The 24,830-nt window shown below is 64.0% G+C and carries 21 protein-coding genes; 9 read left to right on the top strand and 12 right to left on the bottom strand.

From position 1 onward, the window contains the following. Window positions 1-62 precede the first annotated feature (62 nt). From ACW7G6_RS04530 to ACW7G6_RS04515, 4 genes are all read left to right on the top strand, one after another. A complete protein-coding gene (locus ACW7G6_RS04530) occupies window positions 63-1,577 on the top strand; it encodes an N-acetylmuramoyl-L-alanine amidase (protein ID WP_456997630.1) in 1,515 nt (504 codons plus the stop codon). Between the two features lie 94 nt (window positions 1,578-1,671). Then, window positions 1,672-3,543: a DNA mismatch repair endonuclease MutL gene (mutL, locus tag ACW7G6_RS04525; RefSeq protein WP_456997629.1), complete on the top strand. Its 1,872-nt coding sequence runs from the start codon at window positions 1,672-1,674 to the stop codon at window positions 3,541-3,543. A gap of 1 nt (window position 3,544) precedes the next feature. Continuing rightward, complete coding sequence (locus ACW7G6_RS04520) at window positions 3,545-4,504, top strand: DUF1684 domain-containing protein (RefSeq protein ID WP_456997628.1); 960 nt, start codon at window positions 3,545-3,547, stop codon at window positions 4,502-4,504. 31 nt (window positions 4,505-4,535) lie between these two features. Next, complete coding sequence (locus tag ACW7G6_RS04515) at window positions 4,536-5,531, top strand: TraB/GumN family protein (protein WP_456997627.1); 996 nt, start codon at window positions 4,536-4,538, stop codon at window positions 5,529-5,531. On the opposite strand, the gene rnfB is transcribed toward ACW7G6_RS04515, so the two are convergent. The 3 genes from rnfB to ACW7G6_RS04500 form a co-directional block, all read right to left on the bottom strand. After that, the gene (gene rnfB, locus ACW7G6_RS04510) at window positions 5,485-5,916 is read right to left on the bottom strand and encodes an Rnf electron transport complex subunit RnfB (RefSeq protein WP_456997626.1); all 432 of its coding nucleotides are present in this window, start codon (window positions 5,914-5,916) and stop codon (window positions 5,485-5,487) included. The two genes, ACW7G6_RS04515 and rnfB, sit on opposite strands and share 47 nt — an antisense overlap. 19 nt (window positions 5,917-5,935) lie before the next feature. Continuing rightward, window positions 5,936-8,038, bottom strand: coding sequence for a methionine--tRNA ligase (gene metG / locus ACW7G6_RS04505; RefSeq protein WP_456997625.1), 2,103 nt, complete (start codon window positions 8,036-8,038; stop codon window positions 5,936-5,938). Window positions 8,039-8,211: 173 nt separating this feature from the next. After that, window positions 8,212-8,643 (bottom strand): DUF2147 domain-containing protein, encoded by a 432-nt coding sequence (locus ACW7G6_RS04500; protein ID WP_456997624.1) that lies wholly within the window; start codon window positions 8,641-8,643, stop codon window positions 8,212-8,214. 175 nt (window positions 8,644-8,818) lie between these two features. On the opposite strand from ACW7G6_RS04500, the gene apbC reads away from it, so the two are divergent. Further along, complete coding sequence (gene apbC / locus ACW7G6_RS04495) at window positions 8,819-9,883, top strand: iron-sulfur cluster carrier protein ApbC (protein ID WP_456997623.1); 1,065 nt, start codon at window positions 8,819-8,821, stop codon at window positions 9,881-9,883. Window positions 9,884-9,961: 78 nt separating this feature from the next. Here the strand turns inward: apbC and ACW7G6_RS04490 are convergent, their stop codons facing one another. Next, window positions 9,962-12,853, bottom strand: a complete 2,892-nt coding sequence (locus tag ACW7G6_RS04490) for a TonB-dependent receptor plug domain-containing protein (RefSeq protein WP_456997622.1) — start codon at window positions 12,851-12,853, stop codon at window positions 9,962-9,964. Between the two features lie 101 nt (window positions 12,854-12,954). Beyond that, window positions 12,955-14,982 carry an alpha/beta hydrolase family protein gene (locus ACW7G6_RS04485; protein ID WP_456997621.1) on the bottom strand — a complete coding sequence of 676 codons (2,028 nt, stop codon included), beginning with the start codon at window positions 14,980-14,982 and terminating at the stop codon, window positions 12,955-12,957. A 211-nt stretch (window positions 14,983-15,193) separates the two neighbouring features. Between ACW7G6_RS04485 and dcd the strand changes: the two genes are divergently transcribed. Further along, the gene (gene dcd / locus ACW7G6_RS04480) at window positions 15,194-15,766 is read left to right on the top strand and encodes a dCTP deaminase (RefSeq protein WP_456979644.1); all 573 of its coding nucleotides are present in this window, start codon (window positions 15,194-15,196) and stop codon (window positions 15,764-15,766) included. A 14-nt stretch (window positions 15,767-15,780) separates the two neighbouring features. On the opposite strand, the gene ACW7G6_RS04475 is transcribed toward dcd, so the two are convergent. Both ACW7G6_RS04475 and ACW7G6_RS04470 read right to left on the bottom strand, forming a co-directional pair. Further along, the gene (locus ACW7G6_RS04475; protein ID WP_456997620.1) at window positions 15,781-16,206 is read right to left on the bottom strand and encodes an HIT family protein; all 426 of its coding nucleotides are present in this window, start codon (window positions 16,204-16,206) and stop codon (window positions 15,781-15,783) included. Beyond that, the gene (locus tag ACW7G6_RS04470) at window positions 16,203-16,865 is read right to left on the bottom strand and encodes a dienelactone hydrolase family protein (protein ID WP_456997619.1); all 663 of its coding nucleotides are present in this window, start codon (window positions 16,863-16,865) and stop codon (window positions 16,203-16,205) included. Before ACW7G6_RS04470 ends, ACW7G6_RS04475 begins: the two co-directional genes overlap by 4 nt. 96 nt (window positions 16,866-16,961) lie before the next feature. On the opposite strand from ACW7G6_RS04470, the gene rimO reads away from it, so the two are divergent. Continuing rightward, window positions 16,962-18,308: a 30S ribosomal protein S12 methylthiotransferase RimO gene (gene rimO, locus ACW7G6_RS04465; RefSeq protein WP_456997618.1), complete on the top strand. Its 1,347-nt coding sequence runs from the start codon at window positions 16,962-16,964 to the stop codon at window positions 18,306-18,308. Window positions 18,309-18,419: 111 nt separating this feature from the next. Further along, window positions 18,420-19,097 carry a hypothetical protein gene (locus ACW7G6_RS04460; RefSeq protein ID WP_456997617.1) on the top strand — a complete coding sequence of 226 codons (678 nt, stop codon included), beginning with the start codon at window positions 18,420-18,422 and terminating at the stop codon, window positions 19,095-19,097. 65 nt (window positions 19,098-19,162) lie between these two features. Here the strand turns inward: ACW7G6_RS04460 and greB are convergent, their stop codons facing one another. Together greB and ACW7G6_RS04450 are read right to left on the bottom strand one after the other, a co-directional pair. Next, window positions 19,163-19,666 (bottom strand): transcription elongation factor GreB, encoded by a 504-nt coding sequence (gene greB / locus ACW7G6_RS04455; RefSeq protein ID WP_456979639.1) that lies wholly within the window; start codon window positions 19,664-19,666, stop codon window positions 19,163-19,165. Then, the gene (locus ACW7G6_RS04450; protein ID WP_456979638.1) at window positions 19,666-19,788 is read right to left on the bottom strand and encodes a hypothetical protein; all 123 of its coding nucleotides are present in this window, start codon (window positions 19,786-19,788) and stop codon (window positions 19,666-19,668) included. Before ACW7G6_RS04450 ends, greB begins: the two co-directional genes overlap by 1 nt. Here ACW7G6_RS04450 and ACW7G6_RS04445 point away from each other — a divergent pair. After that, the gene (locus ACW7G6_RS04445; protein ID WP_456979637.1) at window positions 19,787-21,277 is read left to right on the top strand and encodes a rhomboid family intramembrane serine protease; all 1,491 of its coding nucleotides are present in this window, start codon (window positions 19,787-19,789) and stop codon (window positions 21,275-21,277) included. The two genes, ACW7G6_RS04450 and ACW7G6_RS04445, sit on opposite strands and share 2 nt — an antisense overlap. Here ACW7G6_RS04445 and ACW7G6_RS04440 read toward each other — a convergent pair. The 3 genes from ACW7G6_RS04440 to ACW7G6_RS04430 form a co-directional block, all read right to left on the bottom strand. Continuing rightward, window positions 21,267-22,562: a tetratricopeptide repeat protein gene (locus tag ACW7G6_RS04440; protein ID WP_456979636.1), complete on the bottom strand. Its 1,296-nt coding sequence runs from the start codon at window positions 22,560-22,562 to the stop codon at window positions 21,267-21,269. The two genes, ACW7G6_RS04445 and ACW7G6_RS04440, sit on opposite strands and share 11 nt — an antisense overlap. Window positions 22,563-22,619: 57 nt before the next feature. After that, window positions 22,620-23,141: a copper resistance protein NlpE gene (locus ACW7G6_RS04435; RefSeq protein ID WP_456997616.1), complete on the bottom strand. Its 522-nt coding sequence runs from the start codon at window positions 23,139-23,141 to the stop codon at window positions 22,620-22,622. Window positions 23,142-23,212: 71 nt separating this feature from the next. Then, window positions 23,213-24,742: a helicase HerA-like domain-containing protein gene (locus ACW7G6_RS04430; RefSeq protein ID WP_456997615.1), complete on the bottom strand. Its 1,530-nt coding sequence runs from the start codon at window positions 24,740-24,742 to the stop codon at window positions 23,213-23,215. Between the last annotated feature and the right edge of the window lie 88 nt (window positions 24,743-24,830).

Here is a 24,830-nt window from a genome sequence, read left to right as displayed (position 1 = left end):
TGTCGGATTCTTAAGGGAAAAAGTACTTGCAATCGTGGGGAAGCAGTGATTGACTAGCGCCCATGCGAGTCGATGGCGCCACCTTCAAGAATTTCCTGCTGGGTTTGACGCTGGTATCGGCGTCGGCTTGGGGCATCGCGGGCGCCAGCCAGGTTCAGGGCGTGCAGTTGAGCAATGGTGCGACCGGCACCCGTGCCGAGATCGCGTTGGACAAGGCAGGTGAGTTCAACATCATCAGCCTGGCCGGCCCGGACCGGCTGGTGATCGACCTGCCAGCCTCGTCGCTGTCGGCAAACCTGCAGGTTCCGGCCGGCACCGGCGTGGTCACGGCCGTCCGTACCGGTCAGCCGGTTCCCGGCACCGTCCGGATTGTCTTTGATCTTGGCCAATCGATTACCGCGATCACGCCACGGATTGAATCGGGTCCTTCAGGCCCGCGTCTGGTAGTGCAATGGCCGGGTGACGGTGCAGCAGCGCTTGCGTCTACTCCTGCGCCGATCAACAAGCCCGGCGTCGAACCGCAGGCAGTGGTCGACAATGTTGTCGTTGCCCAGGCTGTCGCCGCTCCCGTTTCCGACGCGCCAGCGGTAGACCAGACGGCAGCATCCGCCGAGGCGACCAGTCGCTTGATATCGCAAATTGCGGCGCGCGTCGCTGCTGCCGAACCGACGACCGCAGCCGCAGCCGCGATTCCGACCACGGTTGCCACCGGTATTCCTACCCGGGTGGCCACTGGAAAACCTGCGGTCCCAGCGGCTCCCGCCCGAGCGGCGAGCGATCCGGTCAAGACCCTGGAGCAGATCATGCAGGGTCGCGGCATGCGCCCGCTGGTGATCGCGATCGATCCCGGGCACGGTGGCCAGGATCCCGGCGCGATCGGCAAGAATGGCACGCGTGAGAAGGATGTCGTGCTGGCGATCAGCAAGGAGCTGGCGCGCCAGATCGACGCCACGCCCGGCTTGAAGTCCTACCTGACCCGGGATAACGACGTGTTCATTCCGTTGAACAAGCGTGCCCGACTGGCACGCGCGGCCAAGGCCGACTTGTTCATCTCGATCCACGCCGATGCCGCGGAGAACCGCGGCGCTGACGGCTCTTCGGTCTACGTGCTGTCGCTGCGCGGTGCCTCTTCGCAGCGCGCACGCTGGTTGGCCGACAAGGAAAACTCCTCCGACCTGGTAGGCGGGGTGCGCCTTGCCCAGACCAACAATACTTTGGCTTCGGTACTGCTCGATTTAACCCAGAGTGGCCATATGAAGGCCTCCGCGGACGCCGCCGAGGAGATCCTCGATGGCCTAAAGCGGGTAGGCAACATCCACAAGCCGCACATCGAGCGCGCCAACTTCGCCGTGCTGCGGACCTCCGACATGCCGGCGATGCTGGTGGAGACCGCCTTCATCTCCAACCCGGCCGAAGAGATCCGTTTGCAGCAACCCGCGTTCCAGCGCAAATTGGCGGGCGCGGTGCTCGACGGCGTCAATACATTCTTCACCCGGCAGCCACCGCCGGGCACGATGTATGCCGCTCGGGCGGCTGTCACGACGGCTTCGGCAGGAGCCGCTGGCGGCAGTCCGTAGCGGGAGCCTGCAGTCCCCAGCCGGGAGCCCGGTTGGCGACGCCTCTCGGTTATGATCGAAGGTCTGCCAGCCCACTCACGGACCCACCGCCACAGTGCCGATCCAGCCGCTTCCAGACACACTGATCAACCAGATTGCGGCGGGCGAGGTCGTCGAGCGTCCTGCCTCGGTGGTGAAAGAGCTGGTCGAGAACGCTCTTGACGCCGGTGCCCAGCGGATCGACATCGACCTTGAGGAAGGCGGTGCCCGGCTGATCCGGGTCAGGGACGACGGTGCCGGCATTTCCGCCGCGGAGCTGCCGCTGGCCATCTCGCGTCATGCCACCAGCAAGATCGCGTCCCTTGATGACCTGGAGCGCGTGTTGACGTTGGGCTTCCGCGGCGAGGCGTTGCCATCGATCGCATCGGTCAGCCGGTTCACCCTGGTCTCCCGGACTACCGGGGCCGAACACGGCTCGATGCTGGAAGTCGACGGTGGCCGGGTTGGTGAAGTCGGCCCGAAGCCGCACCCGCAAGGCAGCACAGTCGAGGTCCGCGACCTGTTCTTCAACGTACCGGCACGGCGCAAGTTCCTGCGTGCCGAACGGACCGAGCTGTCCCATATCGAGGAGTGGCTGCGGCAACTGGCGTTGGCTCGCCCCGATGTCGAGCTGCGTGTATCACATAATGGCAAGCCGTCCCGGCGCTGGAAAGGCGACGTGGACATGCTCGACAAGGCAGGGCTGTCGGACGCACGTTTGCACGAGACCCTGGGCGAGGAATTTGCCAACAACGTCCTGCCACTGGACCATCAGGGGGCCGGTTTGCGCCTGCATGGCTGGATTGCGCAGCCGTCCTACAACCGGGCCAGTACCGACCAGCAATACCTGTACTGCAACGGTCGCGCGATCCGTGACCGCAGCATTGCCCATGCGGTCAAGCAGGGTTACGCCGATGTGCTGTTCCATGGGCGCCAACCTGCCTACGTATTGTTCCTGGAGCTCGACCCGGTCAGGGTCGATGTCAACGTGCACCCGGCCAAGCATGAGGTGCGTTTTCGCGATTCGCGACTGATCCACGATTTCGTCTACCGGACCGTGCAGACCGCCCTCGCCGGGACGCGTGCCGGTCTGGCAGGCTCGGCCATGACAGGAGCATCGGCGGGGGGCGATGGCACGGCGGCCGGTGCCCACCAAGGCCTGGGGTTTGCGCCGCGCTGGCATCCGCCGCAGGCACCGCTGGGGCTGCAGGTGGCCGAAGCTCGTGCCGGTTTCGCGACGCTTTATGGAAGCAGCGAATCAAGCGCTGCGTCGGCGTCGCCCGGTGCCCAGCTACCGGGGTCGGCATTCCCCGCCGGTGGCTCCCTGCCTGCCAGCAGTGAGGCGACGCTGCCACCACTGGGCCATGCGATCGCCCAGTTGCACGGGATCTACATCCTCGCCCAATCACGTGACGGGTTGATCGTGGTCGACATGCACGCCGCCCATGAGCGCATCGGGTACGAGCGGCTCAAGCGTGCGCACGATGGCGAAGGCCTGCGCAGCCAGCCGCTGCTGGTGCCTGCGACGCTGGCGGTATCGGGGCCCGAAGCCGATGTCGCCGAGAGCGAAGCGGCGACGCTGGACGCGCTCGGGTTTGAAGTGACCCGCGCCGGTCCGCAGTCGCTGACCTTGCGATCGGTGCCGGCGTTGCTTGCGCACGGGGATGTCGAGGCATTGTTGCGCGATGTCATCGGCGACCTGCGCGAGCACGGTGGTGCTTCGCCGCTGGGCGGGATACGGGTCGCCGCGGCGCGCGACGAATTGTTGTCGACCATGGCCTGCCACGGTGCCGTGCGCGCCAACCGGCGTCTCACCCTGCCGGAGATGGATGCGTTGCTGCGCGAGATGGAAGTCACCGAACGATCCGGCCAGTGCAATCATGGCCGGCCCACCTGGGCGGCGTTCAACCTGTCCCAGATCGATCACTGGTTCCTGCGCGGACGCTGAAATGCCAAAACTCCACCACATGTTCGTGCTGTTGTGCCTGACCACCCTGGGCGTGGCCCTGGGTGGTTGCGAGCGCAGTAATCTGTCTCCCACCAATGACGAGGTTTCGATGTCCGCCGAAGAGTTTGCCTTCAAGCAAAGCCAGCAAGCCTGGCGTCAGCAGCGTCGTGCCGGGTTGGTAGCGGCCGATGGCTGGACCAGTCTGGTGGGCCTGCACTGGATCGAACCGGGCGCGCACTACCTGGGCAGCGATGCGGACAACGGCATGCGCCTGGCAATGGGCCCGGAGCACATCGGCATGATCGAGTTGCGTGACGACCGCGTCCGCCTGGTGCCCGAGGCGGGGGTGGCATTGACGGTTGACGGTGAACCGTTGACCGGTGAGGCCTGGCTGCGCGCGGACGATGATCCTGCCGGCCCGACCACGCTGGGGTTCGACGGTGGCGATGGCCGCGCGGTGGTGATCAAGCGCAATGATCGTCTTGCGTTGCGCGTCCGCCATGCCCAGGCGCCCACAAGGACCGGGTTTGCCGGATTGGAGTATTGGCCGGCAGACCCCGAATGGGTGTTGCCGGCACGATTCGTTCCGCACCCGGCAGGACAGACGATGGAGATTGCCAACATCATCGGTGCATTCGACGAGGTGGCCAATCCGGGGCTGGTCGAGTTCGAGCGTGACGGGGTGAGCTACCAGTTGGAAGCCATCGACGAGGGCGGTGACACATTGTTCCTGGTCTTCGCCGACCGCACCAACGGGCACGGCAGCTACGGCGCCGGTCGCTTTGTATATGTCCCCAAGCCCGACGCTGACGGCCGACTGGTCGTGGACTTCAACCAGGCCTACAACCCGCCCTGCGCCTTCACCGCATTTGCCACCTGCCCGTTGCCGCCGTTGGAAAACCGGTTGGACCTGGCGGTGACCGCCGGGGAGAAATCCTATGTCGCCGGGGACGCTCCCTGAAACCCCGCCGCGCCACAAGCCGAGTAGCGACATGCAACCATTGAAGACCGTGCTGGCCGGGCTGCTGGCGGTGTGCGCCACGGTGTCGGTGGGAGCCGTCGGCACCGTCCAGGTGCTGCCGGACACCTTGCCGCCGCCGTACAGCCCGCCCGTGCCGCTGCTGTGGAAAGTCTCCGATGCCGACAACGCGATCTACCTGCTGGGATCGTTCCACCTGCTGAAGCAGGATGACTACCCGCTGTCGGGCGATATTGATGCCGCGTATGAGCTGGCGGACCGGGTTGTATTCGAGGTTGCGCCTGCCGAGCTTGATGACCCGACGACGGGGCAAAAATTCCTTGAGGCCGCCGGCTATGAGGACGGACGCGTGCTCGCCGACGTGCTGCCGCCGCGACTGCGCGAGAAGCTGCACCGATTGTTGGCCCGGCAGGGCAGCGGGCTCGAACAGGTAAACCAGTACGACCCCTGGTTCGTCAATTTGTCGCTGATGCTGGGCTTGTCGCAATCGTTGGGCTTCAGCGCCGAGTTGGGACTGGATCGTCATCTGATGGAGCGCGCGGCCACCGCCGGCAAGCCGACCTCCGGGCTCGAATCGATTGATGACCAGTTGCAGGCACTGGACGCCGCGCCGATGCAAGAGCAGCTGATCGGGCTGAAGGACTTTCTCGACCGCCCGCAGGAGATGCCCGCGATGCTGGCCGATCTGCACCAGGCCTGGCGCGACGGCGACATTGAAGCGCTGGATGCCCTGACCCGGCAGGAAATGCTGGAAAAGACCCCGCAGACGTACCGGGCCATCAACCAGGAGCGGAACCTGTCGTGGCTGCCCCAGCTACGACAGATGCTCGATGAGAATCATCATGATGATGTCATGGTGGTGGTCGGTGCCTTGCACCTGCTCGGGGACGACGGCGTCGTGGAGCTGCTGCGCGATCACGGCTACCAGGTCGAGCGTATCTGCTCGGCTTGTGAAGCCGCGCTCAGCGACCCGGTTCCGCCGCCAGAGGGGCCACAAACTCCATCGTGATGCAATCCACCGGGCAGGCAGGCACGCACAATTCGCAACCGGTGCATAACGGCTCGATCACCGTGTGCATGTACTTGGCGCCGCCCACGATCGCATCGACCGGGCAGGCCTGGATGCATTTGGTGCAGCCGATGCAGTCGTCCTCGATGACCAGCGCGACCTGGGCCGGTGTGTGCTCGCCGCGATGGCGGTCGAAGGCCTTGGGCTCGACGCCGAGCGCCCGGGCCAGCGCCAGTGCGCCGGCATCGCCGCCGGGAGGGCAGCGGTCGATATCCGCATCGCCTGCCGCCATCGCCTCGGCGTACGGCCGGCAGCCCGGATAACCGCATTGGGCGCACTGGGTTTGCGGCAACAGGCGGTCGAGTCGCTCGGTCAGGTCGGCCATGGCGTTGCCTGGAACCTTATCAACGCACCGGCATGCCAGCCTGCGCGCTGCTGTCGGCATCCAGCAAGGCCAGCGCGTCGGCGTCGAAACCGGCGGAGAGGATCATGCCCTCGCTCATCCCGAACCGCATCTTGCGCGGCGCGAGGTTGGCGATGAACACCACGTTGCGGCCGACCAGTTTGCCTGGCTCCGGGTACGACGCGCGGATGCCGGAAAAGATCTGCCGGGTGCCCAGATCGCCGCCGTCGAGCTCAAAGCGCAGCAGCTTGTTAGAGCCTTCGACCAATTCGCAGGCCAGCACCTTGCCGATGCGCAGGTCGAGCTTGGCGAAGTCGTCGATGCCGATAGTCGCGACCTGCGCGGCGGCCTGCGATGCATCGGGCGTTGCCGGCTTCGCGGCAGCGGCCGGAGCGGGCTGGGCGATGGATGTCGGCGTGACGTTCGCCGGGGTTTGCGGGGCATCGGTCGCTTTCATGGAATCCTTGCTGGCTTCGGTCATGGCATCGATCAGCTTCGGGTCAATCCGGGTAAACAACGGTGAATAGGCGTGGATGCGGTGGCCGACAAGGGGCGCGTCCAGCGTGCGCCAATCCGTTACCGGCGCATCCAGGAACGCTTCGGCTTGCGTCGTGACCCGGGGCAGCACCGGCTTGAGCGCCGTGTTGAGCATGCGGAACAGGTTCAGGCCCTGGCTGCACACCGCCTGCAACTGCGCGTCCTGACCTTCCTGCTTGGCGATCACCCACGGCTTGTGCTCGTCGATATAGCGGTTGGCCTCATCGGCCAGGGCCATCGTCATCCGCAGCGCGATGGCGGCTTCGTTGCGGTGGTAGGCGGCTGCGATCGGCGCCAGTTGCTCGACGAAACGCGCGTACATCGCCGGGTCGGGCAGGGCATCGGCGAGCTGACCGTCGAAGCGCTTGCTGATGAAGCCCGCGCAGCGGCTGGCGAGGTTGACGAACTTGCCGACCAGGTCGGCGTTTACCCGCTGGGTAAAGTCGGCCAGGTTGAGATCCAGGTCGTCCACGCCGCCGGAGGTCTTGGTTGCGAAGTAGTAGCGCAGCGCTTCCGGCTCCAGGCCGACATCGAGGTAGGTACGCGCCATCACGAAGGTGCCGCGGGACTTGGACATCTTGGCGCCATCCACGGTCAGATAGCCGTTGACGTGCAGCCGCGTGGGCGCACGGAAGCCCGCGCCGTGCAGTACCGCCGGCCAGAACAGGCCGTGGAAGTTGACGATGTCCTTGCCGATGAAGTGGTGCAGTTCCGACTGGCTGTCACGGGCGAGATAACTGAAGAAATCCAGCCCCACGCGCTCGCATAGCGCCTGGAAGCTGGCCAGGTAGCCGATCGGCGCGTCGATCCAGACATACAGGTACTTGCCCGGATGGCCGGGGATCTGGAAGCCGAAGTAGGGCGCATCGCGGGAGATGTCCCAGGCGCGCAGGCCGCCCTCGGCATCCAGCCATTCCTGCAGCTTGGCCTTGACGCCCGGATTGGCGACATCGCCGGACAGCCAGTCGCGCAGGAAGGCATCGAAATCGCCCACCTCGAAGAAGAAGTGTTCCGACTCGCGCAGCTCCGGCTCTGCGCCGCTGACCACAGAGCGCGGCTCCTTCAGCTCGGTCGGCGAGTAGGTCGCCCCGCAGTGCTCGCAGTTATCGCCGTACTGGTCGGGCGTATTGCAGTTGGGGCAGATGCCCTTGACGAAACGGTCGGGCAGGAACATGCCCTTGACCGGGTCGTACAGTTGGGCAACCGAGCGCCGCTTGATGTGGCCGTTGTTGTCGAGCTTGGTGTAGATCGCCTCGGTCAAGGCGCGGTTGCGCGGCGAGTTGGTGGAGTCGTAATGATCGAATGCCACACCAAAGTCCGCGAAGTCGCGCTCATGGCTGGCCTGGATGCCGGCGATGTAGGCCTCCGGCGTCATCCCGGCTTTCTCCGCCGCCAACATGATCGGCGTGCCGTGGGTGTCGTCGGCGCAGACGAAATGGGCGGTGTTTCCGGACAGGCGCTGCGCGCGGGTGAAGATGTCGCCCTGGATGTAGCCGACCAGATGACCCAGGTGAAGGGGGCCATTGGCATAGGGCAGGGCGCAGGTGACGAGGAGCTCGCGGGACATGGGCAGGGATGGCGGTGACGGAACCCTTATTGTCGCATGCGCCAGCGGCCGCCCCGACCGTCGACAACGGCCAGTTCGCGCCGATCAACCCGGTGGCGGTCCCAACGACGACGGCCCGCAAGAGCGGGCCGTCGATGGGTACAAAGCATGCGCGTAAACGCTTGCGATCGGCGTTACTTGCGGACCCAGGTCTGAGTGCGGCCAAGCAGCGAGAAGCCCATGAAGCCGCGGACCTCCAACTTGGCGCCGTCATCGACCGGCTGCAACTTCAACGAGTAGACCTTGCCCTTGGCCGGATCCAGGATCTTGCCGCCTTTCCAGATATCGCCGTCCCGCTTGGCATCCCACAGGATCACCATTCCCTCGATGGGCTGGTTCTTGCGTTCGCCGTCGCACTGGCTGCAAACCGGGTTGTCGCCCTGTGCGGACTGCATCACTTCGAGCACCCGGCCGGAGAGCGTGCCGTTGTCGGCCTGGTAGATTTCCACCGTCGATTTGGCCTTGCCGGTGTCATCGTCGATGGTCGTCCAGGTGCCAATCGGGGTTTGCTGGGCGAGTGCAGACATCGGCAGTACCAGCAGTAACGCGAGCAACTTCATACGCATATGGTTTCCTCCGGAAGCAAGGGACAATGTCGATCTTTATACCGCATCGGGCCGGAAACCCGCGATAAGCAGTCGCTGCGGTTCATCAAGTGTCGCGATTGATCCATGTCAGTGACTCTTGCGGTGGCGCTGCCACAATAGGCAACCAGAACATGACTCCATAACGAGGCCCGCCGTGACCGATTCACTCCAGACCCGTATCGGCGCGTTGCCGTTGCCGGGAACCGACACCACGATTGCCGCCACTGGCGCGCGCGTACGGGTGGCGCAAGCCGATGGCAGCGTCGCGGTGGCGATCGACCTCGGGGTGCCGATCGCCTGGCTGCGCGATGAGCTGGAGGCGGCGGTCAAGGCGCTGCTGGCCGAGCAAGGCGTGTCCTTGACCCGGCTGGAACTGACCCAGCGCATCAGCAGCCACGCCGTGCAGCCGAAGTTGTCGCCGTTGCAGAAGGTTCGCAACGTGATCGCGGTGGGTTCGGGCAAGGGCGGCGTGGGCAAGTCGACCACGGCGGTGAACCTGGCGCTGGCATTGGCGGCCGATGGCGCGAAGGTCGGGGTGCTGGATGCCGACGTCTACGGCCCCAGTGTGCCGATGATGCTGGGCATCAGTGGTCGCCCGGACAGCCCGGACGGCAAGTCGATCGAGCCGATGCGGGCCCATGGCGTGGAGGCAATGTCGATCGGTTTTCTGGTCGAGCAGGACACGCCGATGATCTGGCGTGGGCCGATGGCGACTTCGGCGTTGTCCCAGTTGCTCAACGAAACGCGCTGGAGCGATCTGGATTACCTGATCGTCGACTTGCCGCCGGGTACGGGCGATATCCAGTTGACCCTGGCGCAGAAGATCCCGGTGGCCGGTGCGGTCATCGTTACTACTCCGCAGGATGTGGCGACGCTGGATGCCAAGAAGGCACTGAAGATGTTCGAGAAGGTGGAGGTGCCGGTGCTGGGCCTGATCGAGAACATGGCCGTCCACGTGTGCAGCAATTGCGGTCATGCAGAACACGTGTTCGGTGAGGGCGGCGGTCAACGCATGGCCAGCCAGTACGACGTGCCGTTGTTGGGCAGCCTGCCGCTGGAGCGCTCGATACGCGAGCAGGGCGATGCCGGCGTGCCCGTCGTGCTCGCCCAGCCGGACTCGGCGGCAGCGAAGGCCTATCGCGATGCGGCCCGGCAGATTGCAGTGCGACTGGCAATGCGGCCGCGGGTTACGCCTTCGATCTCGGCTTCGTTGCTTTAACCGGGGCCGGCGGCTTCCGGGATACACAAAAAAAAGGGGCGGCGTAGGCGCCGCCCCTTTTTCCGTTGCTGCGATGGCTCAGAACTTGTACTGCACCTGCAGGAAGCCGGTACGCCCGTACCAGTCGTACTGGGTGGCAAACGCCGGCACGTTGCCGTAGCGCGACGCAACACCATCCGATACCTGCGGTGGATCCTTGTCGAGCAGGTTGCGGATACCGACGAGCACACTCCAGTTCGGTTGCTCGTAGCGCACCGACAGGGTGTGATAGAACGTGCGTTCCGCCCAGATGTCACGCCATGAATTCTCCCGACCCTGGTAGGTGTAGTTCGGCGTCAGGTCGCGGTCCTTGGTTCCATGGATGTACTCGGTGCGCCAGTTGTAGGTCCAGTCTCCACGCTTCAGCTGGGCATCAAGGTTACCAACGAGTTTTGGCCGTCCGATGAAGCCCGCGAAGTTGGACGACGTGAAGCCGCTTTCCTCGTCACTGTCGAACAGCTGCGTCACGTCTTCCATGGTGTACGTCAATTGGGTCTCGACGGAAAGCTGGCCGAACGAGTAGTCATTGTCGTAGTTCATGATCAGGTCGTAACCACGGACCTGTTGGTGGTTGATGTTGATGTACTGGTCGTAGACGGTCTCGATCCGCAGCGGATCGGTGGCTGCGCCTGCCGGATTACGATCGAACAGGTCACAGAAGTTGTTTGGATAGACTGGGGAACCGTAACAGCCACCCAAGATCGACGAGGCGTTCAACTGGGAAATCTGATCGAACACTTCGTAATTGAAGTAGTCGAACGCTACACTGAAGTTGCTACCCGTGGGGGTGAGGACGATGCCGGCGGTGAACGCTGTCGAAGTCTCGGGCGTAAGGACACCGGCACCACCGCCACTCACCACCGTTGCGGACGAGCCGCCGCTCGAAAGATCACTCGGAATCCCGGCTGCAGCACAATTGGCACGAATGCGCTCGTTGTTGCTCTCGCCCCACAGAATGCACGGATCAATGGCGAACTGGTCCACGAAGGCGGTCTGGTCGCCCAGGTACAGCTCGTAGAGACCCGGGGCCCGGAAGGAGGTGCCCTTGGTGGCGCGCAACCGCACCGTGGAGTTCAACTGCCAGTTCAGGCCCATCTTCCATACGTTGTCGCTGCCTTCGACCGAGTCGTACTCGAAGACGCGGGCCGAGGTATTGAATGACAACGATTCAAAGCCTGGTTTGCCGCTGATCAGCGGAATCTCGACTTCGGCGAAAGCTTCGCGCACGTTGTCGTCGCCCTTGGTCACCTGCGCGGATGAAGCGCCCCACAAGTCACCACCTTGCGACAGGGCGCTAGGCTGGTCGTCGATACTGTAGTTCCGGTATTCGATGCCGAACGCACCTGCAACGGCACCCGCCGGCAGGTTGAACATTTCGCCGGTAGCAACCGCGTTGAAAGTCGTCTGGTCGTAAATGGTCTTCCCGGTATGCCATTCGCCGACCTGCTCCACCAGCTTGCTCATCCCCTGTCCGCTGAGGTACTCGGAGGAGAAGTAATCCAAGACGGGTGGGTTGTCATCGTACCGATAATCGCCGGAGCGGGAGGCTACGATTCCGAGGTTGCTGTACTCACCTTCGGAGCGGCTATAGGTCGCGTTGACCTCCCAGGCCCAAGTGTCTGTCGCCTTGAACAACCCGTCGAACTTGGTACGCCCGTAGAAGTAATCAACATCCACACTGGTAGCGGTCTCGAAAGGCATGATCGGCTGAACAAGCCTCGTGCCATCCGGTGAAACCACGGCTGGGAAGAACTGGCGATAAGCGAAGTGGTCGGTCGTGCGGTTGTTGTACAACCACTGGGTCTGCCAGTTGAAGCTGTCGAAGCCGAAGTCGGTCGCAGCGTATACGCTTTTGCGCTCCTGTCGATCAACGAGGTGCGCGTTTCCGAGGAAGTCGTAGTTGAGAACATCCTCGTAGTACGCCTCGCCGTCCGTGTCGTAGCGTCCGCTGTGACGCGGTCGATACCCTGGATAGGGACCGCTGGTCACACCGTCCGGCGATGGGATGTAGCGATCGGCCCCGTCGATAATTGTGTTCGCGTAGAGGCCGTTGCAGCCTGCTAAAGCGGTGTCGCCGATGATTGAGCGATCCTCACGGTCAATGCGTTCCCCGCCCGGGCCGGAGTAGGCCAGATCTTCGGAACAACGGAAATAGTCGCGGTCGCCGACCTTCAAGGCCTCTTGCAGGTAGTACTCACCAGCCAGCACGACGCTGCCGTTGTCGAAGTCCCAGCCGGTCGCGCCGGAAAGGGTGAAGACCTCGCCGCCGCCATCGAACGGCGCGCGGGTACTGAAGGTCAGCTCCGGACGGTCGACGCTCTTGCGGGTGATCATGTTGACCACGCCTGCCACCGCGTCGGAACCGTAGATGGACGACGCGCCGTCCTTGACCACCTCAATGCGCTGCAGGATCGAGGAGGGAATCACGTTGAGGTCGAAGGCACCGACCTGGCCACGGGTACCGGCAGGACCGGGCCGCTGGCCATCCAGCAGGACCAGGGTGCGGTTGGCGCCCAGGCCACGCAGCGAGATAGTCTGCACGCCGGTACCACCTTCCACGACGAAGCCGCCGAACTGGTTGTTGATCTGGGTCGAGCCTGCCGCGACGCTGGACTTCTGCAGGAACTCACCCGGATTGACCAGGCCCAGTGCAACGTTGGTGTCAGCCGTGATGACCTGGACTGGGGAGGTCGACTCATACTCGAACCGGCGCAGCAACGAACCCGTGACTGTGATGCGATCCAGGTCAACGGCGTCCGTGCTCGCTGGTTCCTGCGTTTCGACTTGTTGTTCCTGTTCCTGCTCCTGATCGCTGGAAGTCGAGTCGCTCGTGTCCTGTGCAAAGACGGCAGTGGTGTATAGGCACGCCAAAACGGCCGCGACGAGTGGTCCACGCTTGAGGCGCTGCTTGTGGGTTGCGTGACGTGACATATCTTTCCCCTTCATTGGTTCACTTATTTGGTGTGGAGCTGCCCATCGGGCACCGTCAACTCTGTCAAATGCGTCCTTGTGATTTACCTAACTCCAATTTCTCAAAGTCCGCCTTGGCCGCATTCTGCGGCGAGGTAGTTCTCGATCAAACCCAGCGTCTGGGTCTTGTGGGATGGGTACCATGGCATGCTGTGAGGCATATCTGGTATCAGCTCAAATCGAGCTGGAACGCGTTCTCGTACGGCGTTGTAAAACCCCTTTGCGTGGAACGCAGGCGTTCGCACATCGCGATCTCCGACGAACAACATCACCGGCAAATTCGCATCAGCGGTATTGCGCATGGGGTCCATTCCCTTGACGGTGTTTGCCTGGAGGATGCGCTGGAGACGGTTCTCACTCCATGTCGTGCCCAAGCGCCCAAGATCGGTCACGGGTGCACCGGCTATGGCGCATTGGTAAGGACCATCCTTGCGAACCACTGCGGCAGCGGCGGCGAATCCGCCATAGGAGTAGCCGAAGATGGCAATCCGATCGGGAGCCGCAAAGCCTTGTTCGACTAGCCAAGCGGCACCGTCGTCATTGTCGTCCTGCATGGCCAGCCCCCATTGGGCGTCGCCAGCTATCCACAAATTGCGCCCCAGACCAGAGGAACCGCGGTATTGAGGGCGCAGCACGGCATAGCCGCGTGACGTCAGGAACGGGACCCAACCCGAGCCATCCCAACCGCCGTAGTCGCGGGCCCAGGGGCCACCGTGGGGATGCACGATTGCCGGGAGCGGCTTGTCGCCTGTTTTCCAGCCGACTGGTAGGTCGAGCACGGCCGGAATCATCTGCCCGTCGCGAGCCTTATAGGTGACCCATTTCTGCTCACCAATCTTCTCGGGATCGATCCACGGACGCTCTCCACCGATCGACACCACCTCCTTCTTGTCCACCAGTACGTGGTGGGATGGCGGGTGACGGTGGCTGCTCGCGGTGAACAGCAACCGAGAGAGGTCGTCGTTGTAGTTCCTGATGACGATGGTCTGTCCCGGGAATGCCTGCTTCAGGCCTTCCTGGATGCTCTTCATGGCCGGGTCCACGTAGACCTGCTCACGCTCCGCGCCATCGACCACGAAGCCCAATACCCGATTGAAATTGCTGGGCTGTGAACCAAGGATCAGGTTCGCAATCGAGAACGTCGGGTGGGCAGCAAGCGCCTCATCATCGAATTTACGAGTCTCCGGGTCGTACACCCGTGCCTCGACGCGATCGGAGAACAGGTCCGTGAGTACGTAGAACTTACCGCTGGCCTCGTCGATGCCGATGATCTCCACCGTGTGGCGGTCGGTCAGCTTCTGCGTCAGCGACTCATGCTCCTCGAACTCACCGGTCGCGGAGTTCAGGATCTGGATTTTCTGCAGGTACTCATCCGATCCGGCCGGGTCGATCTTCACGCGCGTCAGCAGTTCGCCGGTACGCGGATGGAACAGGCCTGGAGTGCTCGAGCCAGTGCCGCGAAACAGGAGCTCGGTCGCGTCGGTACGTAGGTTGTAGCGATAGTAATTGGCCGACAGCGTCATCTCGTTGAGCTGGGAAATGATGACGTTCTCGGGATCCAGCGGAAGCGGATGCACCAGCGAGGAGGTACCCGCGATCTCGAGACAACGCTGCATCCGCTCGCTGACGCCAAGCTTGCGGGTGTTGTCGGCAAATGCCTCGTTAAAGTCTTTCTGCGCGGAACCGGTGAGGTAGGCCTTGGTAACAAAGGTCTTGGTGGCCCCCGAGATACTGCCTTCGCCACAGCCCCCGAGTTGCCCGGTCCATTCCTGACGTCCCAGGACAAGCAACTTGTCCGCCTTGAGTGCGCTGGCGGCAATAAACTTCATGCGGTCGCCGGACGGGGTAATGATCGGACCCGATGACAGATCCTGCAGGTCCCAGGTTGCGAGCGCGGTGTCCTTGTAGTCGCTTCCGGGCGTGGCAACGATTGCAACCAGGTTCTTGCCATCGGAACTCATCGACGGCGACTGGATCGCCGGCACCCGTGCCAAGGCGTCGATCGCGATGGGTTCGCGAGCCTGCACGCCAGTGGCGAGCAGTGCGACGCAGCAGGTGTACAGCATCTGACGGATGCTTGGTTTGTTCATAAGTACGTTTCCTTACGTCACGTTTGCAATTCCGGAAATCGGCGCACGAGCCCCGCATCTCCCCCTTGAACGAGAACTTAACAAAGGGATCATCTTGTGACAAGCGTCACCTCGCATTCAGCATTAATCCATCTTTTTGAGGGAGTACTGAATCGGCAAATTATGTGGTTGGCCTAGACTTCGCGTTCCCGAATGAAACATCAGGTACTGCATGAGCATCAAATCCGACCGCTGGATCCGGCAGATGGCCGAGCAGCAGGCAATGATCGAGCCATACGAATCCGGCCAGGTGAAGCAGGTCAACGGCGAGCGCATCGTCAGCTACGGCACGTCGAGTTACGGCTACGACGTGCGCTGCTCGCGCCAGTTCAAGGTTTTCACCAACATCAATTCCACCATCGTCGACCCGAAGAACTTCGACCCACGCAGTTTCGTGGACATCGAAGCGGACGAATGCATCATCCCGCCCAACTCGTTCGCGCTGGCCAGCACGGTCGAGTATTTCCGCATCCCGCGTGACACCCTGGTGGTGTGCCTGGGCAAGAGCACCTATGCGCGTTGCGGGATCATCGTCAACGTGACCCCGCTGGAGCCGGAGTGGGAAGGCCACGTGACCCTGGAATTTTCCAACACCACCCCGTTGCCGGCTCGCATTTATGCCAACGAGGGCGTCGCGCAGATGCTGTTTTTCCAGGCCGACCCCGACGACGTCTGCGAGACCTCGTACAAGGACCGTGGCGGCAAGTACCAGGGCCAGCGCGGAGTCACCCTACCGCGCACCTGAGGGCTCGGCCGCGGTCAGTCCGGCAGGACGGCCTGCAATTGCCGGATTCGGGCAACCAGCTTTTCTGGCGAGTAGGGCTTTGCGCTGACCGTTCCCCACACCGGCCGTGGCCACGCGATGTCGCTTTCAAAGCGTGCGACCACATGCACGTGCAATTGCGAGACCTGGTTGCCGAGGGCGGCGACGTTGAGCTTGTGGGGCCGGAAGGCCTGCTGCAGCGCCCGGCTGGCGAGGTCGATTTCGCGGGTCAGTTGGGCTTGCTGGTCGGGGTCCAGGTCGATCCACTCCACCATGTGTTCGATCCGTGGCACCAGGATCAGCCAGGGGTGGTTGGCATCGTCCATCAGGCGCAACTCGCTCAGCTCCAGCATCGCGACGGGATGGGTGTCATCGGCCAGCCGTGGGTCGAGCTGCCAGCCGTGGTCTTGTCGGTGGCTCATCGCAGGTTCTCCGCGAAAAATTCCGTGGTGCGTTGCCAGGCCAGGGTTGCGCTGGCAGGCTCGTGGTCATCGCGCATCTCGCAGTTGAAGCCGTGTCCGGCCGGGTAGACGTGGACCGTTGCGCCGGGATGCTTGTCACGGTGCAACTGCACGTCAGCGGCGGAGATGTTGCGGTCGCGCTGGCCGAAGTGGAACTGCATGGGCGCGCGTAGCGGCTCATCGAGGAACGGCACGTTGCGGGCCCCGTAGTAGCTGACCGCAGGCAGCCCGAGGCGGGTATTGGCGAGCAGGGCGACGGTGCCACCCCAGCAAAATCCCACCGCGCCGGTACGCAAACCCTCGCTCTGCAATTGGTTGGCGGCGGCGGCGACCATTTCGACTGCCGTCTCCATACCCACGGCATTGACCAGCTTTCGGCCACGGGCGATGCCCGCCGCGTCGTAATCCAGTTCCACCGATTTCTCGACCGGATCGAACAGCGCGGGGGCCACGGCGATGAACCCGGCCTGCGCTATTTGCTCGGCAACATGACGGATATGGCGGTTGACACCAAAGATCTCCTGAATCACCACCACCGCGCCGCGTGACGGTCCGGCAGGCTCGCAGCGCCAGGCACGTACGGGACCGTGGGTGGTTTCCAGATCAATCCAGCGGTTCATGTCGGCTCCGTTCAGCTTGGCTGGGTGGTCTTCCGGGTTGATTCTAACGCCAAGGTTATAATTCGCATCGGAAAACCCTCCCTACCTGGTCGCAACATGCCCCTGCAAGACACGCTGTCCAAAACCCCGAAAGTCGGCTTCATCAGCCTTGGTTGCCCCAAGGCGCTGGTCGATTCCGAGCGCATCCTCACCCAGTTGCGGGTGGAGGGTTACGATCTGGTGCCCAGTTATGACGATGCCGACGTGGTGGTGGTCAACACCTGCGGCTTCATCGATTCGGCCGTGGCCGAGTCGCTGGACGCGATTGGCGAGGCGATGGCCGAGAACGGCAAGGTGATCGTGACCGGCTGCCTGGGCAAGCGCGCCGAGGTGATCCGCGAGGCGCACCCGGGCGTGTTGTCGATCAGCGGCCCGCAGGATTACGACAGCGTGCTGACCGCGGTGCATGCCGTCGTGCCGCCACGTCACGACCCGTTCATCAGCCTGGTGCCGGACACCGGCATCAAGCTGACGCCGAAGCATTACGCCTACCTGAAGATTTCCGAGGGCTGCAACCACCGTTGCAGCTTCTGCATCATTCCCTCGATGCGCGGCAACCTGGTGTCGCGGCCGATCGACCAGGTGCTGCGCGAGGCCGAGAAGCTCGCGATGGGCGGGGTCAAGGAACTGCTGGTGATCTCGCAGGACACCTCGGCCTATGGCGTGGACGTGCGCTATGCCGAGCACGAGTGGCGCGGCAAGCGCTACCAGACCCGGATGAAAGCGCTGTGCGAAGGGCTGGGTGAGCTGGGGCTGTGGACGCGACTGCACTACGTGTACCCGTATCCGCACGTGGACGAGATCATTCCGCTGATGGCAGAGGGCAAGATCCTGCCGTACCTGGATATCCCGTTCCAGCACGCCAGTCCGCGGGTGCTGAAGCTGATGAAGCGTCCGGGAGCAATCGACAAGACCCTGGCGCGCATCCAGAACTGGCGCGAGGTTTGCCCCGAACTGACCATCCGCTCGACCTTCATCGTTGGCTTCCCCGGCGAGACCGAGGCGGAGTTCGAGGAGTTGCTGGACTTCCTCGACGAGGCGCAGCTTGATCGCGTTGGTGCGTTTGCCTATTCGCCGGTCACCGGGGCCAAGGCGAACGAACTGCCGGACCCGGTCGACGAGGACGTGAAGCAGGAGCGACTGGCGCGTTTCATGCAGCGCCAGGCCGGGATCTCCGCGCAGAAGCTGGAAGCCAAGGTCGGCAGCGTGCAGCGGTGCATCGTTGATGCGGTCGATGGCGAACTGGCCATTGCCCGCTCGATGGCCGATGCGCCGGAAATCGACGGCGTGGTGCAGATCCAGAACGGCTACTTCGCAGGCCTGAAGCCGGGCGATTTTGCCGATGTGGAGATCATGGGCAGCGACGAGCACGACTTGTTCGGCGAGGTTTCCTTCGAGGATTGAGCTACCGGTGGCCTGACACCGGCGCACACCGCGTATCTGCTTATGTAGGGTCGACAATGCACGCACCGGGCCACGGCCGGGCGCGTGCGGACCGCATGCCGTGGAGGCAGCATGAAGTGGTTGCTGGTGCCCTGTGTGGCCTGCTGTGCCGGTCTGCTGTGGCCGGCGCTGGCGTACGGCGCGGCGGCCATCGGCGATGAGGACCTTCGGGTTTACCTGGGCGCGTTGGAGCTGGGGGCGCGGCTGGACGTGGACCTCACTGGCGATGGGCGGGCGGAGCTGGTCTATGTCGCCACCGACAGCAACGAGCGGGTGCTGGGCGTCATCGATGGTCGCGGGGATCCCGCACGCCTGGGTGCGCACTTGCTGGGTGAGGCCCCGCTGGCGGCCACGCCACAATCCCCGGTGTCGCTCAGTGTCGATAACGGGCAGCTGCTGGTGGAGCAGTTCGCCGGTGAGGGCACCGTCAGCGTGAGCAGCTACCGCTATCGCTATGACGCTGCCGTGCAAAAGCTGCAGCTGGTCGAGCTGGCCGTCGAGCAGTACGACGATGCAGCCGGCCAGGGAACCCTGCGTATCAGCTGGGACCTGGACGCCGGCGAGCAGGTGGTGGTGCACAGCGAGCCGGCGACGCTCGACAATGGCCAACAGGTCTATGTCTACGGCCCCGAATTGCGCTCTATCCGTCTGGCTGCGCCGATATATCTGTCCGGTACGCCGGACCCGCTGGCGCTATTCGAGTTTGAGGGCCGGCGGGAAATGCTCGTGTCGAGCGACCGTAAGCATTGATGCGTGAAACACGCACGATGGTGCACGACGGGTAGCCTCCAGGCCGTGGGGGGGAGCCGCTGCGGTCAGTCCGGGTACTGCACCCGTACGATCACCAGATGCTGCGGCCCCGCCGGCAGTTGCACCTGGATTTCGTCGTCCGGGCACTTCTTCAGCATTGCCCGGGCGAGCGGTGAATCGATGCTGATCCATCCGCGCTTCGCATCGGTTTCGTCGGGACCGACGACGCGGTAACGGAAGCTCTCGCCGCTGTCGGCGTCTTCGACATCGACCGTGGCGCCAAAGTACACCGCGTCCGGGTTGGATGGCGTGGATTCCACCACCCGCAGTGCCGGCAGTCGCTTGCTGAGGTAGCGGACGCGCCGGTCGATCTCGCCGAGCTGCTTCTTGCGGTAGGTGTACTCCGCATTCTCCGAGCGATCACCCTCGGCAGCGGCGGCCGCGAGCGCCCTGACCACCTCCGGGCGCTGGAATCGCCACAGCTGCTCCAGCTCGGCCTTGAGCCGATCATGGCCCTGGCGGGTGATCAGGGCAGTACTGCTTGCTGCGGGAGGACGCCAACGGCCCATCAGGACTCCATGCGGTCGGTGAAGAAGGTTGCAGGGCGGACGACCATCCCGGCGCGGTGGCTTGCGCTTTGACGGTTGAATCGCGGAATCTTGCGTCCTGCCCGGCCATTGTCGTCTTTCATGCTGATCCTGCCACTCCATCGCCCGCTCACCCGCGCCACGTTCCCGTTCGTGACAGTGGTGTTGATCGCGATCAATGTGCTGGTGTTCCTTGGCTGGCAAGTCGGCGACAACGCCACGATGCTGCGCGCGCAGCAACATTACCTGGATGCGGATCTCGGACGTTACGAAGTCCCGGCCTACGAGCGCCATTTACTCGCGACCAGCCAGGCGGATGCGCTGGCGGAATTCGAGCGGGTGTCGACATTGGCGCGACCGGCCTACGTGGCCAGGATCACGCTGCCCGACGTCGCATTTGTCGCCATGCTGCAGTCGGGCGAGGGCTTCGACCAGGTTGCCGACTTCCAGGCGTGGCAGCCGCTGCGGGTGGAGTACGACGCGTTGCTGGGCGAGGTATTCACCCTGCGCCACCTGCTGCGCAGTTCCGAGGTCGACCCGTGGCGGATGTTGAGTTCGGCGTTCCTGCACGGCGGGCTGATGCATCTGGTTGGAAACATGCTGTTCCTGCTTGCACTGGGATTGTTGGTCGAAGGTGCGATTGGCTCGGGTCGTTTCCTGGGTGTGTACCTGCTTGGCGCGCTCGCCTCCAGTGCAGTGTCGCTGTTGTGGCGCTGGGGCGAAGCCAGTGGCGGACTGGGTGCATCGGGCGCGGTGGCGGCATTGATGGGCGCGTTCTGCGTGGTCTGGGGCCGCCAGCCGGTGCGCTTCTTCTACTGGTTCGGGGTGGTATTCGACTACGTGCGCGCGCCGGCAATCTGGTTGCTGCCGCTGTGGCTGGGCTGGGAGGTCTACAACCTGCTGGTCAATGAAGATCTTGGGGTCGGGTTCGACGCCCACGCGGGCGGGATCATCAGCGGCGCATTGATGGGGGTGGTGCTGGTGGGCCTGGGTCAGGTGCGCAACGGGTTCATCGGCAAGGATGATGCGGCCGCACTACCTGATGATCGCTGGGAGCGCGCGCAAGCCGATCTTGGCCGTATGCGATTGCTGCAGGCCGAAACGCTGCTGCTGGAGTTGACGCGGGAACAACCCGAACGGTTCGAGGTGCGGCTGGCGCTTTATCGAGTCGCGTGCAATGGCAAGCAAGCCGGGGCGGTGGCGCAACGGGCGACCGGGCTGCTCCAGCTCCCTGTTGTCGATGCCGATGAAGTCGCGGCGCAGCGCACCGTGCTGCTGGAATTGGACAGTGCCGGGATTGTCCTGGAGCAGGGTTTGCGCATGACGCTCGTGCGGCGCTGGCTGGAGGCCGGTGAACTCGACGCCGCCGAGGCGGGGCTGGCGCCCGTCGGCGTGGCCGAGGAGGCACCGGAGCACGCGCGGTTGTGGTTCCAGCTGGCACTGGCCCGGCGCGATGAGCATCAGGCCGAGGCCTATGTCCGGGCGTTGCAGGTGCTGGTGAAGCGTTACCCGCAACAGCCGCAGGCAACCAAGGCGCAGTTCCTGCTGGCCGGCTTGGCGGCGGGCAGTGGAGATGGGGCGTTCACGACATGACTGCGGAGCTGCCTTGACTGTTTGCAGGCACCTGCAAGGCGGTCAGCGCGGCCTCGATCCTGGTCAGCAACTCGTCGTCCCCGCTGTCCTGGCAGCGCTCGCGCGCCTGCTGCAGCAATGCGCGTGCCTCTTCGTCGCGGTCCATCCTGTCAACCATCAGCAGCGCCGAGTCCAGGCCCCAGCGCGGTGCAGCCTGGTGCCGTGGATGGGCACGTAGCAGCGACTGCAGACAATCGAGCGCAAGCTGATTCTGGCCGGCGAGGCGGGCACGCTCAATCAGGTGCTCGGCATGTTCGACCTGCGTCGGCACGAAATCGGGATTGGCGTCGAGCGACTCGCGCAACAAGCCCAGTGCGCGCCGATCCTGTTTCTCCAGCAACAGCACATTGAGGTACTCGCGCGCATGCTCCGATACTGCGGCAGCATCGCCGTTGCCGAGCAGCAGGCGACGGTACAGATCGTGGGTTTCAATACTGACCGCACGGCTGCGAATCTCGCCACGCAACAGTTCCAGCGCGGTGTCGAGTTGGCCGTCCTGCACGTAGCCTTCGGCCTCGGCCAGAAGGTCGGCGTCAGGGGTGTGGCGACCCGGCAGCGCCTGTGGGCCAACTGGCTGGTAGCCCAGTACTTCGTGGTACTGGTAGACCAGATAACCCATCAGGTGGAAGGCGGCGAACAGACCCCAGAACGCGACCGCAGTCGTCGCCAGGTCGACCAGCACCGGCGGCATTACTTTGGCGAGCCAGACGGTCGCGGTGAATTTGCTGGCCTGGATCACGAACAGCAAGCCGACCACCGCCAGGTATGGCCAGCCGATCCGCTGGACCAGGCGCAAGGGAGTCGCCGGGTTGAGTGCATGAGGCAGGCTGCCGTCGATGGCCAATGACATCACGCAACCGGGTTGCAGGAACGCGATGAAGGCGATCGTTGCCAGGCCGATGCCCGGGCCGCCAACCTCCATCGCGATCACGATTACCAGCAGGAAGACGAGGTGCATGAGCAGCAGTCGCAGGACGACGCCGTTGTCGACCCCGAGCATCCCCTCGGGCGCTTCCATGCGTCCGTCGGCAGTGGCCTGCAGGATCTCGAACGCGTACTTGTAGGCTCCAACCCAGACCAGGATCAGGACCACCCAGCCGATCACTGGGATCAATCCGAGCAAGCTGGCAAAGGTCAATGCCAGCAGGCTGTATAACGCGGCTCCGCGCACCGGGTACGAGCTGATTTCGCGCAGGCGATGCCAGAAGGGTACCGCGGGCGCGGGAGGGACGGGAGCAGGTTGCACGGGTTTTACTCCTTGGCAGGCGCTGGCATCAGCTGGTGTGGAAACACCCAGTCGCCGTCAGTTTGCGGCCTGGCGGTCGAGGCTGTAATCCAGTCCGCTTTCCGCCAGGTTGCCCGACGCATCAAGCAAGGTGATCTCCTGCTGCGAGGTGATCGCAAACAGCCGGTCCGGCTCGGACTTGCTGTTGGGATCCAGGCGGATCTGCTCGGCCAGGACCGTCCAGGTGCCATCCGTACTGACCGGTGCGCCGTCCTCGTCCTGGTAGGTCTCGCTCAACTCGTAGCTGCCGTCGGCGTTGAGCACCAGAGTGGTTTCGATGCCCGGGCAGCTGGCGCACGGCAGGGTGGCACTGAACGTGCCGGCAAAACCGCGCATGTCGAAGTTGGCGTTGTCGGAGGGCTGGTTGTCGGAGGGCATGTTGTCGGAGGGCATGTTGTCGCCGGTGGAAACGACATCGACTGCGGCCGGCGTGGTTTCGGTGACGGCGGGCGTGTCCGCGGCCGGCTCGGCCGACGGGGGTTTGCAGGCGGCGACAGTGAGCACGGTCAGGCAGGCGAGGGCAAGCAGCGACTTGGTCATGTAGTGACTCCTTTCGGTGGGAACTTGGTGCGGGTGAACGTACTTGCGCGTAAGTGAATCAAACGCCGACGTCAGCGGCGGCCGCCGAAGATGCCGCCGAGCAGGCCACGCAGGATCTTGCGGCCGATCTGGTTGCCGACCGTGCGCGCGGTCTGCTTGGCCATGGTCTCGACCATGCCCTGGCGACGCTTGGTGCCGAACACGGCGTTGCGGATGGCCGTGCCGAAACCGCCTTCATCATCCTCGACCGCCTTGGCCGGCGGCGCCTCGGCTTGCTCGGTCGCCGCTTCCGCCTTGTCGGCCAGTATTTCCATCGCCGATTCGCGATCGACGCGCTGGTCGTACTTCGCGCCGACCGGGCTGCCGGCACGGACCTGGGTGCGTTCCAGTTCGCTGATCGCCCCCATGCGGCAGCGGGGGGGCGCGATCAACGTGCGTTCCACCGGCATTGGGATGCCCTTGTCCTGCAGCGTCGATACCAGTGCCTCGCCGGTGCCCAACTGGCCAATCGCCTCGGCGACGTCCAGCGCCGGGTTGCTGACGAAGGTCTGCGCCGCGGTCCGCACCGCCTTCTGGTCGCGCGGGGTGAAGGCGCGCAGGGCATGCTGCACCCGATTGCCGAGCTGGCCGAGGATGTCGTCCGGCACGTCGTCGGGGAACTGCGAGCAGAAGTACACGCCCACTCCCTTGGAACGGATGATCCGTACCACTTGCTCGACCCGCTGCTGCAGCGCCTTGGGCGCATCCTCGAACAACAGGTGTGCCTCGTCGAACACGAACACCAGCTTGGGCTTGTCCATGTCGCCGACTTCGGGCAACTGCTCGAACAGCTCCGACAACAGCCACAGCAGGAAGCTGGAGTACAGCCGGGGTTTCAGGATCAGGGTCTCGGCACACAGGATGTTGATCACCCCGCGACCGTCGGTGGTGGTGCGCATCAGGTCGCTCAGCTCCAGCGCCGGTTCGCCGAAGAACATCTCACCGCCGTCGGACTCCAGTCGCAGCAGCGCGCGCATGATCGCGCCAATCGACGCGGTGTTGACCAGCCCGTACTCGGTCGAGATGGCCTTGCGCTGCTCGGACACCAGGTTGAGCAGCGCACGCAGGTCGGGCAGGTCGAGCAGCAACAGCCCGCGGTCGTCGGCCAGCTTGAAGGTGATGTCGAGCACGCCTGACTGGGTGTCGTTCAGTTCGAGCATGCGCGACAACAGGGTTGGGCCGATCTCGCTCACGGTTGCCCGGACCGGATGGCCGGACTTGCCGAACAGGTCCCAGAGCACCGTCGGGTTGCCTTCGTTGACGTAACCGTCGATACCGATCTGGTCGAGCCGGGCCTGCAGCTTGTCGCTGGTCGTGCCGGGCATGGAAAGCCCGGCCACGTCACCCTTGACGTCGGCCATGAACACCGGCACCCCGATCCGCGAAAATCCCTCGGCCAGTGTCATCAGCGTCACGGTCTTGCCGGTGCCGGTCGCGCCGGCGACCAGGCCATGGCGGTTGGCGAGCCGTGGCTGCAGGAATACCTGGCCACGGCTTTCGGGCAATGAATCGGGCGTGGTGACGGCTTTGCCGACCAGGATCGGCGCGGGGATGGGTGGCATATCGACTTCCTTGGTGGATTGCGGGTGATTCTATGGCTTGCGGCGGGTCACCGGAATTGCTGTGTCCCTGCAATTGCGGCATCCCATC

The organism is Lysobacter sp. A421, assembly GCF_054052145.1.
This window is presented reverse-complemented; position numbering and strand designations above follow the sequence as displayed.

Excerpts from the sequence above, each read along its gene's own strand:
- ACW7G6_RS04530 (WP_456997630.1), top strand. The coding sequence starts at position 63 with ATGCGAGTCGATGGCGCCACCTTCAAGAATTTCCTGCTGGGTTTGACG.
- ACW7G6_RS04520 (WP_456997628.1), top strand. The coding sequence starts at position 3,545 with ATGCCAAAACTCCACCACATGTTCGTGCTGTTGTGCCTGACCACCCTG.
- ACW7G6_RS04515 (WP_456997627.1), top strand. The coding sequence starts at position 4,536 with ATGCAACCATTGAAGACCGTGCTGGCCGGGCTGCTGGCGGTGTGCGCC.
- rnfB (WP_456997626.1), bottom strand. The coding sequence starts at position 5,916 with ATGGCCGACCTGACCGAGCGACTCGACCGCCTGTTGCCGCAAACCCAG.
- metG (WP_456997625.1), bottom strand. The coding sequence starts at position 8,038 with ATGTCCCGCGAGCTCCTCGTCACCTGCGCCCTGCCCTATGCCAATGGC.
- ACW7G6_RS04500 (WP_456997624.1), bottom strand. The coding sequence starts at position 8,643 with ATGCGTATGAAGTTGCTCGCGTTACTGCTGGTACTGCCGATGTCTGCA.
- ACW7G6_RS04490 (WP_456997622.1), bottom strand. The coding sequence starts at position 12,853 with ATGTCACGTCACGCAACCCACAAGCAGCGCCTCAAGCGTGGACCACTC.
- ACW7G6_RS04485 (WP_456997621.1), bottom strand. The coding sequence starts at position 14,982 with ATGAACAAACCAAGCATCCGTCAGATGCTGTACACCTGCTGCGTCGCA.
- dcd (WP_456979644.1), top strand. The coding sequence starts at position 15,194 with ATGAGCATCAAATCCGACCGCTGGATCCGGCAGATGGCCGAGCAGCAG.
- ACW7G6_RS04475 (WP_456997620.1), bottom strand. The coding sequence starts at position 16,206 with ATGAGCCACCGACAAGACCACGGCTGGCAGCTCGACCCACGGCTGGCC.
- ACW7G6_RS04470 (WP_456997619.1), bottom strand. The coding sequence starts at position 16,865 with ATGAACCGCTGGATTGATCTGGAAACCACCCACGGTCCCGTACGTGCC.
- rimO (WP_456997618.1), top strand. The coding sequence starts at position 16,962 with ATGCCCCTGCAAGACACGCTGTCCAAAACCCCGAAAGTCGGCTTCATC.
- ACW7G6_RS04460 (WP_456997617.1), top strand. The coding sequence starts at position 18,420 with ATGAAGTGGTTGCTGGTGCCCTGTGTGGCCTGCTGTGCCGGTCTGCTG.
- greB (WP_456979639.1), bottom strand. The coding sequence starts at position 19,666 with ATGGGCCGTTGGCGTCCTCCCGCAGCAAGCAGTACTGCCCTGATCACC.
- ACW7G6_RS04445 (WP_456979637.1), top strand. The coding sequence starts at position 19,787 with ATGCTGATCCTGCCACTCCATCGCCCGCTCACCCGCGCCACGTTCCCG.
- ACW7G6_RS04450 (WP_456979638.1), bottom strand. The coding sequence starts at position 19,788 with ATGAAAGACGACAATGGCCGGGCAGGACGCAAGATTCCGCGATTCAAC.
- ACW7G6_RS04435 (WP_456997616.1), bottom strand. The coding sequence starts at position 23,141 with ATGACCAAGTCGCTGCTTGCCCTCGCCTGCCTGACCGTGCTCACTGTC.
- ACW7G6_RS04430 (WP_456997615.1), bottom strand. The coding sequence starts at position 24,742 with ATGCCACCCATCCCCGCGCCGATCCTGGTCGGCAAAGCCGTCACCACG.